At 41.1% G+C, this 17,663-nt stretch carries 13 protein-coding genes, 2 pseudogenes and 1 CRISPR repeat array; of the genes and pseudogenes, 9 read left to right on the forward strand and 6 right to left on the reverse strand.

Annotated elements, in window-relative coordinates; all coding sequences use genetic code 11:
- Window positions 1-80: 80 nt before the first annotated feature.
- From V7K76_RS03505 to V7K76_RS03520, 4 genes and pseudogenes are all read left to right on the forward strand, one after another.
- Window positions 81-1,229 (forward strand): annotated as a pseudogene (locus V7K76_RS03505) (molybdopterin dinucleotide binding domain-containing protein); the annotation flags it as partial.
- A gap of 56 nt (window positions 1,230-1,285) precedes the next feature.
- Window positions 1,286-2,005 carry a Uma2 family endonuclease gene (locus V7K76_RS03510; protein WP_334774388.1) on the forward strand — a complete coding sequence of 240 codons (720 nt, stop codon included), beginning with the start codon at window positions 1,286-1,288 and terminating at the stop codon, window positions 2,003-2,005.
- Window positions 2,006-2,030: 25 nt separating this feature from the next.
- Window positions 2,031-2,368: pseudogene (locus tag V7K76_RS03515) on the forward strand (type II toxin-antitoxin system RelE/ParE family toxin).
- Window positions 2,361-2,657 (forward strand): helix-turn-helix domain-containing transcriptional regulator, encoded by a 297-nt coding sequence (locus tag V7K76_RS03520; RefSeq protein WP_334774389.1) that lies wholly within the window; start codon window positions 2,361-2,363, stop codon window positions 2,655-2,657. Before V7K76_RS03515 ends, V7K76_RS03520 begins: the two are co-directional and overlap by 8 nt.
- 365 nt (window positions 2,658-3,022) lie before the next feature.
- Here the strand turns inward: V7K76_RS03520 and V7K76_RS03525 are convergent, their stop codons facing one another.
- A complete protein-coding gene (locus V7K76_RS03525) occupies window positions 3,023-4,204 on the reverse strand; it encodes a serine hydrolase domain-containing protein (protein WP_334774390.1) in 1,182 nt (393 codons plus the stop codon).
- A 248-nt stretch (window positions 4,205-4,452) separates the two neighbouring features.
- On the opposite strand from V7K76_RS03525, the gene fdhD reads away from it, so the two are divergent.
- Window positions 4,453-5,292, forward strand: a complete 840-nt coding sequence (gene fdhD, locus V7K76_RS03530; protein ID WP_334774391.1) for a formate dehydrogenase accessory sulfurtransferase FdhD — start codon at window positions 4,453-4,455, stop codon at window positions 5,290-5,292.
- 119 nt (window positions 5,293-5,411) lie between these two features.
- Window positions 5,412-5,543 carry a hypothetical protein gene (locus V7K76_RS03535; RefSeq protein ID WP_334774392.1) on the forward strand — a complete coding sequence of 44 codons (132 nt, stop codon included), beginning with the start codon at window positions 5,412-5,414 and terminating at the stop codon, window positions 5,541-5,543.
- Between the two features lie 162 nt (window positions 5,544-5,705).
- Here the strand turns inward: V7K76_RS03535 and V7K76_RS03540 are convergent, their stop codons facing one another.
- Window positions 5,706-5,906, reverse strand: a complete 201-nt coding sequence (locus V7K76_RS03540) for a hypothetical protein (protein WP_334774393.1) — start codon at window positions 5,904-5,906, stop codon at window positions 5,706-5,708.
- A 179-nt stretch (window positions 5,907-6,085) separates the two neighbouring features.
- On the opposite strand from V7K76_RS03540, the gene mnmE reads away from it, so the two are divergent.
- A complete protein-coding gene (mnmE, locus tag V7K76_RS03545; protein ID WP_334774394.1) occupies window positions 6,086-7,480 on the forward strand; it encodes a tRNA uridine-5-carboxymethylaminomethyl(34) synthesis GTPase MnmE in 1,395 nt (464 codons plus the stop codon).
- 297 nt (window positions 7,481-7,777) lie between these two features.
- A CRISPR array of direct repeats spans window positions 7,778-9,910; the repeat unit is 37 nt; unit sequence GTTTCAATCCCTAATAGGGATTTTGTTGAATTGCAAT.
- A gap of 279 nt (window positions 9,911-10,189) precedes the next feature.
- Here the strand turns inward: mnmE and V7K76_RS03550 are convergent.
- The 3 genes from V7K76_RS03550 to V7K76_RS03560 form a co-directional block, all read right to left on the reverse strand.
- The gene (locus tag V7K76_RS03550; protein WP_334774395.1) at window positions 10,190-11,209 is read right to left on the reverse strand and encodes an isopenicillin N synthase family dioxygenase; all 1,020 of its coding nucleotides are present in this window, start codon (window positions 11,207-11,209) and stop codon (window positions 10,190-10,192) included.
- A gap of 241 nt (window positions 11,210-11,450) precedes the next feature.
- A complete protein-coding gene (locus V7K76_RS03555; protein WP_334774396.1) occupies window positions 11,451-12,941 on the reverse strand; it encodes a BamA/TamA family outer membrane protein in 1,491 nt (496 codons plus the stop codon).
- 604 nt (window positions 12,942-13,545) lie between these two features.
- A complete protein-coding gene (locus V7K76_RS03560; protein ID WP_335029670.1) occupies window positions 13,546-14,355 on the reverse strand; it encodes a DUF3598 family protein in 810 nt (269 codons plus the stop codon).
- 123 nt (window positions 14,356-14,478) lie between these two features.
- Between V7K76_RS03560 and V7K76_RS03565 the strand changes: the two genes are divergently transcribed.
- Complete coding sequence (locus V7K76_RS03565; RefSeq protein ID WP_334774398.1) at window positions 14,479-15,615, forward strand: glycosyltransferase; 1,137 nt, start codon at window positions 14,479-14,481, stop codon at window positions 15,613-15,615.
- Window positions 15,616-15,657: 42 nt separating this feature from the next.
- A complete protein-coding gene (locus tag V7K76_RS03570) occupies window positions 15,658-16,488 on the forward strand; it encodes an LPS biosynthesis glycosyltransferase (RefSeq protein ID WP_334774399.1) in 831 nt (276 codons plus the stop codon).
- 223 nt (window positions 16,489-16,711) lie between these two features.
- On the opposite strand, the gene V7K76_RS03575 is transcribed toward V7K76_RS03570, so the two are convergent.
- Complete coding sequence (locus V7K76_RS03575) at window positions 16,712-17,614, reverse strand: cell division protein FtsX (protein WP_334774400.1); 903 nt, start codon at window positions 17,612-17,614, stop codon at window positions 16,712-16,714.
- Window positions 17,615-17,663: the final 49 nt, after the last annotated feature.

Genomic DNA, 17,663 nt, shown 5'->3' on the forward strand with positions numbered 1-17,663 from the left:
TCCTCAATGTGATTCAGTATATCACTCATATTTTCGTGTTAAAAAAGTTCTCATGATGTTCTTTTACCACAAAATATACTATTTTGGAGATGTCTATTACCCAGCATGAATGCGGTGAAGATAATGTGCGAAGTATCATTAACTTAGCTCTCACCAAAGGTTTTGTCGGTCGGGAAGGCTGCGGTTTAATGCCAATTCGCGGTCATTCTGGGGTGCAGGGTGGTGCAGAGATGGGATGTTACGCGACAGTATTTCCTGGTGGTAAACCTATCACTTCAGAAAATGCTGCCCAATTGAGTCAACATTGGGGCTTTGAAGTGCCAGCAAGTAAAGGTTTAATTGCCCCAGAAATGATTAGCGCCGCACATCAGGGGGATTTGGATGTGTTGGTTTCTGTGGGCGGGAATTTTTTAGAAGTATTGCCAGAACCAGATTATGTAGAAGCAGCGCTGAAGCAAATACCATTGCGGGTACATATCGATATTGTTCTCTCCAGCCAAATGTTAGTGGAACCTGCTGATACTGTGGTGCTTTTACCTGCGACGACTCGCTACGAAATACCAGGGGGAGTTACAGAAACTAACACCGAACGTCGGGTAATTTTCAGTCCAGAAATTCCGGGGCCGCGCATTGGAGAAGCACGTCCTGAGTGGGAAGTGTTTTTAGAATTGGCAAGGCGGGTAAAGCCAGATTTGGCACATAAGCTGGCTTTTGCTGACACAGCTGCTATCCGTCAAGAAATTGCTCAAGTTGTCCCTCAATATGCTGGTATTCAACATTTACAGCAAGCTGGCGATCAGTTTCAATATGGTGGCTCACATTTATGCTTTGGTTGGAATTTCCCGACAGCAGATGGTAAAGCCCACTTTGGCGTATTATTGCCACGTCAAAGAGAATTACCGGAAGGTTATTTTTTATTAGCAACGCGCCGAGGTAAACAATTTAATAGTATGGTGCAGGAACGCAAGGATGCCATTACTGGGGCGATGCGAGAGGCGGTGCTAATGAATGCTGATGATGCAGCAAAGTTGGGTTTAAAAGATCGCGATCGCGTTATTCTTAAGAATGATTTAGGCGAGTTGTTCTGTCAAGTCTACATTGCCCCAATTCAGTCAGGAAACTTGCAAGTACATTGGCCAGAAGGGAATGTGCTACTAGATAAAAGTAAGCGATCGCTCGAAGGTGTACCTGATTATAATGCAGTAGTACGCTTAGAAAAGCAAACCTAATATTAACGCTTTCACACTGCTACGCTCGACTTAATATTACTCCAAAACTTGCAGCCATGTCTGTCGCCAAAGATTTTGAAACCCCAGAAGATGTTATATTTCCACCAGGGGATTTAGAAAGTAATGAGCCACCATTGGAAACATACCTACATTTGCAGCAAATGCTGCTATTGATAAAATGTCTTGATTGGTGGTGGCGAGACCTCAATAGTATTAATAACTACTTTGCTGCCGGCAATATTAGCATTCATTACAGTCCACGGCAGCGTAAATCCGAAGACTTTCGGGGGCCAGATTTCTTTGTGGTTTTAAATACTGAACGTAAACTCCGTGATAGTTGGGTTGTTTGGGAAGAGGACGGCAAATATCCGAATTTGATTATAGAACTGCTTTCAAAGTCAACCGCAGCGATTGACAAGGGCTTAAAAAAACAAATTTACCAAGATATCTTTCGCACTCCTGAATATTTCTGGTTTGACCCCAAGAATCTAGAATTTGCTGGGTTTATTTTGGTGGGTGGTACGTATCAACCTATAGAACCCAACCCACAAGGATTGTTGTGGAGTCAGCAGCTAAGTTTGTACTTGGGCGTTCATGAAAATCAATTACGCTATTTCAATGCCGAAGGACAGGTAATTCCTACACCTGAAGAAATTGCCCAGTGGGAAGCAGAACACGCCGAACAAGAAAGACAACGCGCTGAACAAGAAAAGCAACGTGCTGAACGCCTAGCAGCAAAACTGCGAGAATTGGGTGTTGACCCAGATACGATTTAAAGTATGTAGACTTACTCTAAAAATTATGGAAGTTCAACCAAAGGAGGTTAGGAATTATTTAACACATAACGGTATAAATCCTTTTTTTGAGTGGTTTGACTCTTTGCGAGATAGAAAAGCAAAGGCTAAAATCAGAGCAAGGCTTGACCAAGTAGAAGCAGGTAATTTAGGTGATTGTAAATCAGTGGGGATGGGGTTTTTGAACTGAGAATAGACTACAGTTCTGGTTATCGCGTTTACTTTGGGCAAGAAGGGTCAGCAATTATTATTCTTTTGTGCGGTGGTGATAAAAGTACTCAAGAAAAAGATATTGATAAAGCAAAAGAATATTGGGAAGATTATAGGAGTAGAGATAATGCCTAAAAGTGCAAGCTATCACGAAAAACTGATTGAAGACCTCAAAGACCCATTAGAAGCAGCAGCTTATATCGAAGTTGTTTTAGAAGAAGGCGACCCGAAAATGTTAAGTAAGGCGCTGAAAAATGTGATTGAGGCAAAAGGGGGAATTGAGCAATTTTCTGTGCAATTTAAGCAAGTTTATGACAAACTCGAACATATATTATCCGAGAAAGAAGAAATAGAATTTTATTGTCTGAGTGCTTTGCTGGATGCATTAGGGTTAAATTTGGCGGTAACAGTTAAGTTAAGCTAAAAGCCTTACTCATAAAAGTTCATTTTCCATCGTGATAAATGTGTACCTACTATTTTATTAGGAACACCAATTATTGAGAACTGAATATTGACCCATAAATTTTATCAGGCCAGTAGGGGAATATGAGAATACATTGGTGTCAACTTAACGTGAAAGCAAGTCTAGAACTAGCTTTTAGATTCCCTCGTTCCCAGTCTCCGACTGGGAATGCTCGTCGTTGAGGCTCTGCCTCTTTTACTGGCGGCAGAGCCACCAGGAGCAGCATTTCCAGCCGGAGGCTGGAAACGAGATTTGAAAAGGGTTTTAGCTTAAGTTGACACTAATGATGAGAATATCCAGCCTACAAGCATAATTACAAATTACTATTATTTATTCTCGACAACTTCCAGACCTGTCCTAGCTACTGATTTAATATCAACATTCTGATTGTTTAGCAGCACTATTATGGTGGTATTTTGATTGGGTAAATATGCAAGCAATGTTACGAAGCCATAAGCTGTACCACTATGCCCAATTGCTTTTGCTAAAGGAGATGAAAACCTTTCGACACCCAACCCATAGCTATAGCCTTCGCCATTATCTCGAAATTTCAGCATTTCTTTCATCATCTTCGACGAAAGCAAGGTTTTTTTGACAAATAATGCTTTGGCGAATTTGGCTAAATCCTCTGCTGTTGAAACTAATCCCCCATCTCCTAAACCATTGCCATCATTGACTTGGGCGTAGCTATCTAGCTTACCATTCTTATTGCGATCGCCATAACCTGTAGCTACTTCTCCAATTGCCGGTTCGCGCAGTTCTGTGAAGGTATGTTTTAATCCTAATGGTTTTAAAATCTGACTGCGGATTGCTTGGGCGAGAGTTCCTTTTGTGATATTTTCAACAATCAGTTCCAAAAGAATATAGTTGCAATCAGTATAAATAAATTTTTCTCCAGGATTTGCCTGCGGTTCTTCCTGGTACATATACTGAATAGCTTCTCTGGCTGTCCAAGGCTGTGAGCGACTTCTTTTCGCAGTAGCTTGAATAAACTCTTTTGTTTCTAGGTATTCAGCAACACCACTAGTATGATTGAGCAGTTGACGAACTGTAATTTTGTCGCTGTTGACAATATGAGGACTGATGTCTCTTGGTAAGTAGGTTGCGATCGCCCCATCTAATTCTATCTTCCCTTGCTCCACTAATTTCAGCACAACCACCGCCACAAAAGTTTTACTCATGCTGGCAATAGAAAAGCCATCTGTGGGTTTCATCCGAGTTTTAGTTGACAAGTCATCCACACCAGATGCTCCTAGCCAAGAGCCTTTAGGTGTAATAATATACATTACTGCGCCAGGAATTCGCTGTTCTGCAACTATGTCATTTAAAAGGGTCTGTAGTCGCGAACTTTTTCCGACGGTGGAGGTAGGCATAACTTGTTTAGCAAGAGACTTTCCCATTACTCTCTGACTAATGTTATTACCCACTAAATATCCTGCAAAACCAAGGGAAATTACAAAGACTATTGCAAATAAAATTTTACTGAAAGCCAAAAATCTTAGGTTCATTTTACTTCCTAAACAGCAATCTAGCCGATCTAACTCAACAGCACAAAGTAGTTGGTGAGCATTAAACTGACCAAGCCCCGTTGGGGCGGGAGTAGGGAGTAGGAAGTAGGGGAAAAAGACGCTTCCAACAACCAGTGGGATACAAGCCCCGTCTTCCCTACTCCCTGTTGTTTGACATCTGATATACAAATAGCATTACTCTGTTTCCAGATTAGTATCAAAATTTAAATTCACCAACTCCCAAAAATATGTCAATGCCAACTAAAAGCAAAACCAAAGCTACTGTTTGGGTAATGGAAAAAGGTCAAGTACATCCTCGTTTAGATCATCTCACTACAGAAGAACCTTTGGAAATCCGTCTTGTTCCTTTCCAGAAGACGGTAGCTGTTACTATGCGGACACCAGGAGCAGATTTTGAACTAGCTGCTGGTTTCCTCTACAGCGAAGGAGTTGTTAGCCGCAGGGAAGATATTCGGCGTATTAGCTACTGCGTAGATGAATCGGTAGATGGTGAGCAGCGCCATAATATCGTCAATGTAGAACTGCGGGATGGGTTAATTCCAGACTTACAGCCTTTGGAGCGTCATTTTTACACTAGTAGTGCCTGTGGGGTGTGTGGCAAAGCTAGCCTTGAGGCTTTGCGTCTGCGGGGATGTCCGGTGATTCCTTCTGGCCCAACGGTAACACCTGAGATCATCTATAGCTTACCAGACAAGCTCCGGGCTGCTCAAAGTATCTTCACTGCTACAGGGGGTTTACACGCTGCGGCTCTCTTCGATGCTCAAGGAGAACTGTTAAACCTGTGGGAGGATGTTGGGCGACACAATGCTTTAGATAAATTGATTGGTACAGCTTTGCTCAGTGACGAGTTGCCTTTAAATAATTGTATTGTCCTGGTTAGCGGACGCTCTAGTTTTGAGATTTTGCAAAAGTCTACAACTGCTGGAATTCCCATTGTCTGTTCTGTTTCCGCTCCTAGTAGTTTGGCGGTGTCTGTCGCCAAGGAATTCGGGATTACCTTAATTGGATTTCTGCGCGGAGAACGGTTCAATATTTACACTGGTTTACAAAGAATAAACGCTACTTAAGAACACGGTTTTTTAATTAAGAGTAACTTTTGTAGAGTGTGTTAAGCTCTTTCATATTTAAATTACATCAGATGGGGGCTCATGTTGCCCACCCCACAAGAGTTATGTTTAATTAGATTATGTCTCGTTCCCAGTCTCCGACTGGGAATGCCGTCCTAGAGGCTCCGCCTCTCTTGCTGGCGGCAGAGCCACCAGGAGCAACATTTCCAGCCTCCGGCTGGAAACGAGGTTTTAAAGGAGTTTCAGCTTAAGTTGACACCAATGGCAAGATGTCCACCCCACAAGAGTTATGTTTAATTAGATTATGCAAATTAGATATTTTTTAGCTTATCGTTGAGAGTACGACACCGCACCGACGAAGCAAAAATTTTGTATTTTGTTTCATCGGAATTATTTTACACCCCGCCCGAATGCTATGGATCTTCAGGAAAAACCCATTTTGGCGGTTCTGTCATTTTTTTCCGCAGACGTTCTTGTGCCAACTCCAGCATTTTGTCTAAAGGAGTCTCTTCAATAAATTTTGCGGCTGCCTCTCTAAACTCGACATTGGGGCATTTATCCCCTAAAACACATCCGTTAACACAGGCTTGGGCGCAGTTAATCTTTTGCTCCACAGTCAATTCCTCTCTCTAAAAGTTATGAGTTATAATTTACGTCTCTAACTCTTCACTATCAGGTATAACCCTCTAGGTAAATTTTACCTTGTCAAGTTGTCATCTCATTAGTCTAAATACCTATCATTTAGAAAGTTATGAGTTATGATTTTTACTCCTAACTCTTATCAAGGGCGCTCATGTCAGAACTCTTTGCTACTACTGGAACTATAGCCGCGATCGCTACTGCTGTTGTCCCCCAACAGGGTAGTGTTGGTATTGTGCGGGTATCCGGTTCTCAAGCAATGGCTCTAGCCCAAAGTCTCTTTCATGCACCAGGGCGACAAGTTTGGGAAAGTCACCGGATTCTCTACGGTTACATTCGCCATCCCCAGACGCAACAATTAGTGGATGAAGCCCTGCTGCTGATTATGAAAGCGCCTCGTTCTTACACCCGTGAAGATGTCGTAGAATTCCATTGTCACGGGGGAATTATGGCGGTGCAGCAGGTATTACAACTGTGTTTGGAAAATGGGGCCAGACTGGCGCAACCTGGGGAATTTACTCTCCGCGCCTTTTTGAATGGAAGATTGGATTTAACCCAAGCTGAAGGTATTGCTGATTTAGTGGGAGCTAAATCGCCCCAAGCTGCTCAAAGTGCCTTAGCTGGTTTACAAGGAAAATTAGCTCATCCGATTCGGCAGTTACGCGCTAACTGTTTGGATATTTTAGCAGAAATTGAAGCTAGGATTGATTTTGAGGAAGACTTACCTCCGTTGGATCATAAGTTCATCATATCAGAAATTGATAAAATTGCCGCAGAAATAACTAGATTATTGGAAACCAAAGACAAAGGTGAGTTGCTACGCACTGGTTTAAAAGTGGCAATTGTTGGGCGTCCGAATGTGGGTAAGTCGAGTTTATTGAACGCTTGGAGTCGTAGCGATCGCGCCATTGTGACTGATTTACCCGGTACAACCCGCGATGTGGTTGAATCTCAGCTAGTTGTCGGGGGAATTCCTGTACAAGTGCTAGATACTGCGGGGATTCGGGAAACAACAGACCAAGTGGAAAAAATTGGCGTGGAGCGATCGCATCGTGCCGCCAATGCAGCTGATTTAGTCTTGCTGACCATTGATGCTTCCACAGGTTGGACGGAAGGCGATCAAGAAATTTACGAAAAGGTGCAACACCGTCCATTGATCGTAGTGATTAACAAAATCGATTTATTACAAGAAGAGGATAGAAAAAATATTCAATCTAAAATCCAAGTTGCGAAATCCACAATTGTCACAGCCGCAGCCCAAAATCAAGGTATTGATGCTTTAGAAATAGCAATTTTAGAGATAGTTCAATCTGGAAAAGTACAAGCGGCTGATATGGATTTAGCCATTAACCAAAGGCAGGCAGCAGCTTTAACTCAAGCAAAAATTTCTTTGGAACAGGTACAAGCAACAATTGCCCAGCATTTCCCTCTTGACTTTTGGACAATTGACTTAAGAGGTGCAATTCAAGCTTTAGGAGAAATTACCGGAGAAGAAGTAACGGAGTCAGTTTTAGAGATAATTTTCAGTAAATTTTGTATTGGAAAGTAGTCTATTTATAAGATATTTTCACAGCCAGTGTTTGAAGGATTTTTAACCAAAATTTGAGTAGAAATTTAAAAATCTGGGCACTCGCAATACGGTTCAGTTAAGGTTTTTTGATGAAAATTATAGATCGCAAAGATGTGATAAATCATTAGAAAGACGCGATAAATCGCCGTCTCTACAAAAGATTGATTATTGTAAAGACGGCGATTCATAGCGTCTCTTGTCTTAACCAAACAGTTTTGAATTGAACATCCCAAATTTAAAATATAAAATTCGGCCACTCATGCAATTATTGATTTAATTTCAATCCCTAATAGGGATTTTGTTGAATTGCAATCTCCTACCAATATCAAAGCGGTATCAACTTTGCATCCAGGTTTCAATCCCTAATAGGGATTTTGTTGAATTGCAATACAGCAGAATCAAATTCAATAAAATTGGATTCAAGTTTCAATCCCTAATAGGGATTTTGTTGAATTGCAATGATATAGCGCTGAAGGCGCTAATCAGTTTTCGCTGTTTCAATCCCTAATAGGGATTTTGTTGAATTGCAATACTTTGGTGCGATCGAGTCTAGATTATGGATCGAAGTTTCAATCCCTAATAGGGATTTTGTTGAATTGCAATGAAATAAGTCTTTGTAAAAATCCTCGTTAGTTTCGTTTCAATCCCTAATAGGGATTTTGTTGAATTGCAATGGTCTATACCCAGGTAAGTATCATAAAAATAGCTTGTTTCAATCCCTAATAGGGATTTTGTTGAATTGCAATTTTATCTCTCGGTATTGCACTCGAATTTATTTTCAGGTTTCAATCCCTAATAGGGATTTTGTTGAATTGCAATGAGAAATAAATTCCTATATACTATGGAATTTTGCTTGTTTCAATCCCTAATAGGGATTTTGTTGAATTGCAATTTATGCCGCCAGAATTAGATCCGACGATTCCGTTTCAATCCCTAATAGGGATTTTGTTGAATTGCAATAATTCCCCTAAGTTCCTGTTAATGAAATTGCGGGTGTTTCAATCCCTAATAGGGATTTTGTTGAATTGCAATCTCTATTTCTTCAGGGAAATCGGTATCATTGGCATCAGAGTTTCAATCCCTAATAGGGATTTTGTTGAATTGCAATTTAATCCTTCTGCCCCTGACTTGGTGAACTTCCCCGTTTCAATCCCTAATAGGGATTTTGTTGAATTGCAATCTTGATAGGAGATAGGAGGGCGATCGCCTTATGTTTCAATCCCTAATAGGGATTTTGTTGAATTGCAATTTGTCAAATTCTACAAATTAATCCCAGGCAAGATGTTTCAATCCCTAATAGGGATTTTGTTGAATTGCAATCTGCCACGACTGGGAACATAAAGAGCGCATTCATCAGTTTCAATCCCTAATAGGGATTTTGTTGAATTGCAATAAGCTTGTCAATTTCTTGTTCTAATTGTTGAATCAGTTTCAATCCCTAATAGGGATTTTGTTGAATTGCAATCGAAAGTGGAATTTTCAGAAATAAGTGTTAAGTGCTTTGTTTCAATCCCTAATAGGGATTTTGTTGAATTGCAATTCGTCGTATGTCATCGTTATGCAGCCGTTGTTAAAGGTTTCAATCCCTAATAGGGATTTTGTTGAATTGCAATTGTTAAGGTTCCTCCAACCGCCCCGGCGTAACTGTTTCAATCCCTAATAGGGATTTTGTTGAATTGCAATAACCTTAGACTTTAAAGAGTTAGAGCAGCAATTAGTTGTTTCAATCCCTAATAGGGATTTTGTTGAATTGCAATTCCGGGAATACCGGGAAGGAATGGCATAGACGTGGTTTCAATCCCTAATAGGGATTTTGTTGAATTGCAATCCCCTTAAGTTTAACTATCTGAGGCTCATCATCAGTGTTTCAATCCCTAATAGGGATTTTGTTGAATTGCAATCTTCAAATGTCACTAAGCTCTTTTATCCTGATGGGTTTCAATCCCTAATAGGGATTTTGTTGAATTGCAATCCCGCTTACCCAAGACACACCCAAAGGGCTACTCGCAAGTTTCAATCCCTAATAGGGATTTTGTTGAATTGCAATACGAATGAAAAGCGGCAATAAAAGCAATAACAGCGTTTCAATCCCTAATAGGGATTTTGTTGAATTGCAATATTCCATTGCTCTATTTGATAAGTGCCTTCTTGAAGTTTCAATCCCTAATAGGGATTTTGTTGAATTGCAATTAATTGTTAATGATGCAACAGCTTCTACTACTAGTGGGTTTCAATCCCTAATAGGGATTTTGTTGAATTGCAATGTAAGCTTTAATCAGCCAATCATCTGCGAATCTGCCGTTTCAATCCCTAATAGGGATTTTGTTGAATTGCAATAACCCAATGGATTTAGCGAGGTCTACGTGACGCTTGTTTCAATCCCTAATAGGGATTTTGTTGAATTGCAATCGCGGCAGGCTGAAAGCCAAGCTATATTTAGTTTTCAAGGTGCTGGTTGCGCGAATTTAGGGTAATCATAGCATTAGAAAATTCCTTTGGGAAGAGTTCGGGAAAGATTGAAGACTGAAACCTACTTTTTGTAAGCGTTTCAGACATTGCGCGGATGATATTTGGGCAATTAATGGGGTGAAATGCTTGCTGGGGTTGAGATAGAAGCACTTTTTTAGGGCTGTGGAATTTGTACACCTACCCTTCCGCGCATTGGACGTACAGAAATAGCTTGAAACCCTATAATAGCGATCGCTGCAATTCTGGAAAAACTTTAGACACCTTACTCAAAACGTAATCACCATAGGTTCCGCGAAAATCATGAATGTTAGTTTGATCCCAGCGATCGCTATGATCATTCGCCACGATATGATCTAATTCAATCGGCTTCACTTCGACATCAAAATTGGGATCGAAAAAGAAAGGGAACGAAAGGCGATGATTTCCCGACTGGTTTTGTACGCGATGAGGCGTAGAACGATATAAACCTGCTGTCATTTTCTCTAGCATATCGCCGATGTTGCACACAAAGGAACCGGGAACGGGAGGCGCAGCAACCCAATGTGACTTGGATTTAACTTGTAATCCGCCTGAGTTGTCTTGCTTGAGAATAGTCAGAACGCCATAATCAGTATGTTCGCCAACGCCCCATATTGGCTCACCATCTGACGGTGACAAGTTTGGAGGATAATTGAAAATGCGAAACAACACTAAGGGATCTGAGGTGTAACGGTCAGCAAAGTAGGATGCTTCCAATCCCAAACTTAGGGCAATACCAGTCATTAGAATATGTCCCAAGTTTGTCATTGCTTCCATATATTCAAGCACTGTTTCGCCAAATTGGGGGATGTTGGCGGGGAAGAGATTGGAACCATACATCTGAGTACCAGCTTGCACCAGTGGGTGTTCTTTTCCCTGTTCTGCACCAAAGTAAATACCTTCCTTCAAGTCGGGTTTACCGGATGTCAGTTCGCCACCAACGGGGAAATAACCTCGCCAGGCAATACCTGCTAAAGCCATGCGGATTTTCAGTTTAGTTTCTAAATCCTCGGCGAAAAACTGGCGGCTGATTTCTTCGAGTCGCTGCTGCAAATTTTCGTCTACGCCATGCCCGATAATATAGAAAAAACCTGATTCTTGACATGCTTGGTTGATTTGTGATGCTAGGGAATAGCGATCGCCTTTTCCAAAAACCAAGGTGCTAATATCAATAATCGGGACGTGTGAAAATTCTTTATCAGCAACTTGTAAATTAGTCATACTTAGGACTAGCCCTTTCAAGGTGAGTAAAAATTTTGCTCAAAAAATTCCTTTTTAATCTCTTAACTCTGTGTTCTCTGCGTCTCTGTGGTGAAATAAAATACTTTTAAACCGCAGAGGCACGGAGAAGCCAGTGCGTTGGGCGGGTTTCCCGACTTGTTCGCGTAGCGTCTCCCCTTGGGAGAAGCAACTGGCGCAGCGCAGAGAGAAAAACAGAGATTAAATATAGAACAGCTTACTGTTAAAATCGCTGACCTGTAGTAACTTCAAATCTAACTTCTCCTTGGTCGCTAATTCCTAAGTCGCCTCGAATCAACCCAAAGGATGAATTAACTCGCAATCCTAAGCCGTAACCAAAGCCACTTCCAGGTTTGTTTCGCAGTACTCCTGGTTCACCTAGTACGGTGTCGCTAGACCCGAAATCGGAAGCGAGGTCAGTAAACAAAACTCCTCCAATTGACTGAAAGATTGGGAAACGATATTCCACCGAAGCTAAACCGTAACTCCGACCACTGGCGACTTTTCCATAACCGTAACCCCTGACAGAATCTAGTCCACCAATATTAAAAGCATCAGCTGGTGGAAAGTCTCCAATAATCGTGCCAATTTGGAAATTAATCGCTAACATCTCGGGATTGTCGGTTGGTTTGCCGTTACCAATCCAACTGACTGGTAAATACTGAATATAATTTCCCTTTAGGCGATTGCTGGAAATATTGCCCAGTCCAATGGGAATCGCTTGTTCTGTGCTGAGGGTGAGGATTGAGCCTTGAGTCGGATTGTTTCGGCGATCGCGTTGATCTCTGGATACAGCAAATGATACGGTAAATAAGTCATCAATGCCAGTACCGCTCACAGATAAAGGACTCCCTAATCTATCAACCTGTACAACGTTATATTCGCGATCGCGTAGGCTAATCCTCGTATAATTAAGACTTATAGCTGTATCCCACTCATCAAAAGATTTTAAAACTCCTACAGAACCGCCAAACCTGCCCTCGCGCACTCTGTCACCATTAGACAATCTGATATCTTCGTTGAAGGTTCCCGATATATTACGACTACGAAAGCCGCTGATGGTGTAGCCTAAGCGGTTTGGTTCTTCAGGACGATAACGACTAGTGAATTGACCATGAAATTGGACATCTTTACCACTGATTTGCAAGGTTGTATCTAATTTATCGTTAATACCACTAATATTTGCATCTCTATAACCCACTTGACCGTATAGACCAACATCGTCGTTATTACCGCCTCCGAAAATTAGAGCAGGGAATTTACGCTCTTTGATTTCATAGATGAGATTAACGCTTGTGGTATCTTCTTGTCGATAAACATTGACTTCATTAAATGACTCTAATCTTCTCAACCGTTGCAAGTCTGCTTCTAGTAAATCTTCACGGAATACCTGACCAGGTTTGAGTTTCAGCAGACCAATGATAAAATCTTTTTGAGTGCGTCCTTTAATCGGCTGACCTTTTTCATCGAGTAACTGATCTTTGTTATTCACAAAACGAATCTGAATATCTTTGACAATTCTCTGAGAAAACTCCACAGACTGAGTATCTACTGGAATTGAACCGATATAATCACCATATTTTGCATATCCTCCTTCTATCTGTAACGTAGGTTTTACGCCATCATCGGTAGAAAATTGCGAGTTTGCAATGGCTTCGAGATTTTGCCCACCTACTAACATTACTGCGATCGCAATAGCTATTTGAATACGCATAAATAAAGTTTTATAAGAAGAATTCAGAACTCAGGAGTCAGAATGAGCGTATGAATTCTGTACGAGTGGGTAATGAATATTGGTTAAAAGCGAGTAGAATGGTGGGCGAAAAAAATTAAAATATTCTCGCCTTAAAACTCTATCCCTTTATGGGTAGAGTATTCACCAATTCTGAATTCTGACTCCTGTTTTATCATTACCCGCATTTCGGGAACAGTTAAATTGTCCCATTAGGACAGGACTATCGTCACTAATAGCTAGAGGCTGGGAACATGTAATAACGATGCAAAATGAATTATCCAATATTGTGGGGTGGGCATCTTGCCATTGGTGTCAACTTAACGGGAAAGCAAGTCTAGAACTAGCTTTTAGATTGCCTCGTTCCCAGTCTCCGACTGGGAATGCTCGTCGTTGAGGCTCCGCCTCCCTTACTGGCGGCAGAGCCACCAGGAACAGCATTTCCAGCCTCCGGCTGGAAACGAGGTTTTAAAGGAGTTTCAGCATAACTTGACACCAATGGCATCTTACCCGCCTTATGGACTGGGCGGGCAAGATGCCCACCCCACAAGAGTTAATTAGATATTTTTTATTTTTCAGTCCCTAATCAAAGCTTTTTTTCTTCAGTAACTAACGTTAGACTAACCCATTGGCCTTTATCGTTATAACTGCGAATCATTCGCTGGCGAAGATTTGGCTGGATTAACCAACCCACTTCCAGAAAAAATGGTTGGCGTAACTGCACTTTAAGAGGAGAAGTAGCAGAAGCGCCATCTGGTAAAAATAACACTTGCACCTGCTTTTCTGGGTCTTGGTCAAAGAGAACAATGGGACCTTTGATGCTAGCAGTTGAGGTAATTGTGCGTTCTGCAAACGAGGTACTTTGAATTAATCGCCCAGTATCATTAAGTTGTAATTTAAAGGTTGTAGAGTAAGTATTAGGCGAACGCCAATCTGGATATATTGTAATTGCTTCGCCTTGCCATTCTCCCAACAAATCATTTATCTGCAAGGGTGGACGTTCTACTGCTGGCGTTCTGGCGAGATGTTCTCGAATTAAGATGAGTTCCTTTAGCTGACCGGTACTATCAAACAGTTGCACCAGATGCAAGCGGCGATTTTCATGAACAAAGGCGAGTTCTCCACCAAATTCGGAAAATGGCCCTAGCTGAATTAAACCTTCAGAAAATGAGCCATTTTCAAAAAATAGCAGACCCCCTCCCACAGAACTAAAATCTCTAATTACATCTTGTCCTGAACGACTCAGAGTTAGACGCACTTTCTGGCTATTGTTTAAATGTTCTAGGGAAAGACGACTAGGAGTATCGTTCAAAAGTATTCCTTGGGGAGAAAAATTGGTAAATGAACCTTCCCAAACACCGAGATTCTGCAAAAAACATTCCCATTGCGATTTCATAGGTTTTGTGATTTGTCTTTTGTCATTTGTCTTTTGACTAGCCCTGCCAAGTTTATATATTTACAGAGATTTATGGGTACATTAAAAATGTAGCCTTGATATCAAGAGCAAACAATAAATAGTATGCTTAACTCTCAAACTCATGTCGCAATTTTTCTGCGCTGTCTTTTTGGTGGTGGAACAGAGCGAGTCATGGTTAATTTAGCGAATAGTTTTACAAAATGCGGCTTGACAGTAGATTTAGTATTATCACATGCAAGTGGTCCTTACTTATCGCAAGTGGCACCACAGGTACGAATAATTGATTTAAAATCACCGAACTTAGCTGCTAGTCCACCCAAGCTGATACGTTATCTACATAAATCCCACCCTCTGTCATTGCTATCAGCACTTCACTATCCGAGTGAAATTGCAGTTTTTGCCAAACATGCAGCGCGCGTCAAAACACGAGTTGTGATCGCAGAACATAATACCCTTTCGGTTGAAGCTAAAAATCTACCGCAGCGTACCGCCCGTCTGACACCATTGATGGCAAAGTTATCTTATCCGTGGGCTGATGCAATTGTGGCAGTTTCTCAAGGTGTTGCTGATGATTTGGCAGCAGTTATTAAAATACCTCGTAACCAAATTCGAGTCATCTACAACCCTGTTATACCCCCTGATATTTTAGATAAAAGTCAAGAACCTGTTGCTCATCCTTGGTTCTCTGAAGGAGAACCACCAGTTATTCTCGGTGTCGGTCGGTTAATTGAGCAAAAAGATTTTCCTACATTAATTCGTGCATTTGCTCTAGTACGACAAAAACAACATGTACGCTTAATGATTTTAGGAGTAGGAGGCGAAAAATCGCATTTAGCGACCTTAATTCGAGAACTGAACTTAGAAAACGATGTTGCTATACTAGGATTTCAAGAAAATCCTTATGCTTATATGGCGCGCGCCTCGATATTTGTTCTATCCTCAGCTTGGGAAGGTTTTGGTAATGTTCTAGTTGAAGCTTTAGCTGTGGGTACTCCTGTTGTTTCCACTAATTGTAAAAGCGGACCGGCAGAAATTTTAGCAGGTGGTAAATATGGGTCTTTAGTGCCTGTTGGTGATAGTCAAGCAATGGCAACGTCTATTTTAAAAGTTCTATACGGACACTACCCTGCTGTTGATTCTAGTTGGCTCAAGCAATTTACTTATTCAGAAGCTACATCTAAGTATCTCAATGTTTTAGGTCTTGATCAATATGTAAGAGGATGTTTGAAAAGTTCTTGATGGTAAGATTTTATGCCAATGCGTTATATTTCATAAGTAGCTATGAGTAAACATACCACCAGTCAACTTGTAAATCATGTCAAAAAAGTTTTAATTATTGCTTGCAAAGAATCAACACAGCAATTAGAGCAATTTTTGACCGAAGAAGGTTTTGAGTGTCAGGTTCTAAGGCAAGAATTCAAGCCTGAATACAAAGATTATTCGCGCAGTTATCTTTGTTTGATGAATCATGAGCGTGCGTGGAGAATTGCTGAGAAAGAACAATTGCCGACACTAATTATTGAAGCTGATTTTGTACCTGTTATTGGTTTCGCTCAATTGCCACTACCATTTAATCCCAATCAATCTGATGTGGGGGTAAGTTGGCTATACACTTGTGCAACACAGGTGTATAGTATTTTATCTGAAGGTTATGCCGAAGGTTTTTCGGTTTCTACTGTTGCTTATATTGCTACTCCACTAGCTGCAAACTACTTGTTAGGACTTGCCGAAGAAATCACTCAAAAATACGGATCAACAAATTATTCAAGTTGGGATTCAATGTTAGATAACTATTTACGTGCCCGTAGCTTCAAGAATTATATTCCCTGGCGTAATTATGGTGAACATGGCGGTGCCCCAAATCCTGAACATCGGCAAAACAAACTTAGTAAAACCCATCGCGCGGATGTTCTGTATGGTAAGTTAGTATTTATACCAGCTTATGCAGCAAGCAGAAGTCCAATCACTTTCTTTCTAGTTCGTTTACAAGCACGCTTTAAAGGTATTGCCCGTTTAGCTACCGGGCGTTTCTTGCGACCAAAAGTAATCAAAGGTGCATCTTTACCCAGTAAATTGGTATTTTTTGCATTATCCAGACATTTTTACTTATAGCCACGGAGAGCGATCGCCTACGTCGGGCGCTTGAGCCATCGCTTTGCCTTGCTCCAGAAAGTGGAATCAGATGTACAAGTTGTCTAAAAATTTCTGGTAGGTAGGAAAAGCTTACTCGTTCATGGCCAGGACTTACGCAAACAATAGCCCAAACCCTGATTTTACCGTAGGGGCAATTCATGAATTGCCCCTACGCTGTGTAGTTTTGCGTAAGTCCTAATGACTAACCTTTAGCAAAACGTCGGACAGCAAATAAGCTCCCCATTAATCCTACAGCTGCACCGAAACTTAAAAGAATTATGGGCAATAATAAAATTTCTGCTGGAGTCAGTTGCACTCTGTTGGTGATGACTTGGATAAACTCAGGTTGATTGACTAGCAACTTACCGAGAAACTGTTGAATCACAGAAATGAAACTCCAAGCGATCGCACCACCAACTAAACCAAAGGCAATTCCTTGTAAAATAAATGGCAGGTAAATCCAAACAGAAGTTGCTCCCACTAGCTGCATAATTTCAATTTCCTGGCGACGTGCCATGACAATTAGCCGAATTGTGGTGGTAGTGACTGCGATCGCTGTTAAAGTCAAAATAATCGTAATTGTGAAAGTAATCCAGTTCAAACCTTGGTGTAACTGGGCAATGCGTTTGACTGCTTCATCAACATACTGCACCGTCTCAACTCCCCGTAACTTAGCCAACTGGGTTGCTAAGTTTGGCACAACTTGAGAATTTCGGGCTTTTACCTTCATCTCATCAACCAGAGGATTTTCACCTAGTTGCTGGGTAGCACCTTCAATATCAGAAATTCTCATTTCCTTAACTAACTTCGTCCAGGCTTCTTCTTTGCTAATGGTTTGTATCCCAACCACCTCTGGCATTTTGGCGATTAGTGGCTCAATATTTTCCATTCGCGTATCTGGTTCGAGATAAACTGATACTTCTAGCTGGCTACCAAACTGATAGAGGAGTTTTTCGACTTGCCAAGAGGTTTGCAGACTCAAGCCAAATAAAAACAGTAACACCGTTACAGTACTGACAGCTGCCCAATTCATCCAACCCCCCCGCAGTAAACCGAGGAAAGTTTCTTTCAGTAGATAGTCAAGTTTCGTGAGAGATTTAAACACAATTCGTAATTCGTAATTCGTAATTCGTAATTTATATAGTTCCCAATTC

Source organism: Nostoc sp., assembly GCF_036917975.1.
Taxonomy (GTDB): domain Bacteria; phylum Cyanobacteriota; class Cyanobacteriia; order Cyanobacteriales; family Nostocaceae; genus Nostoc.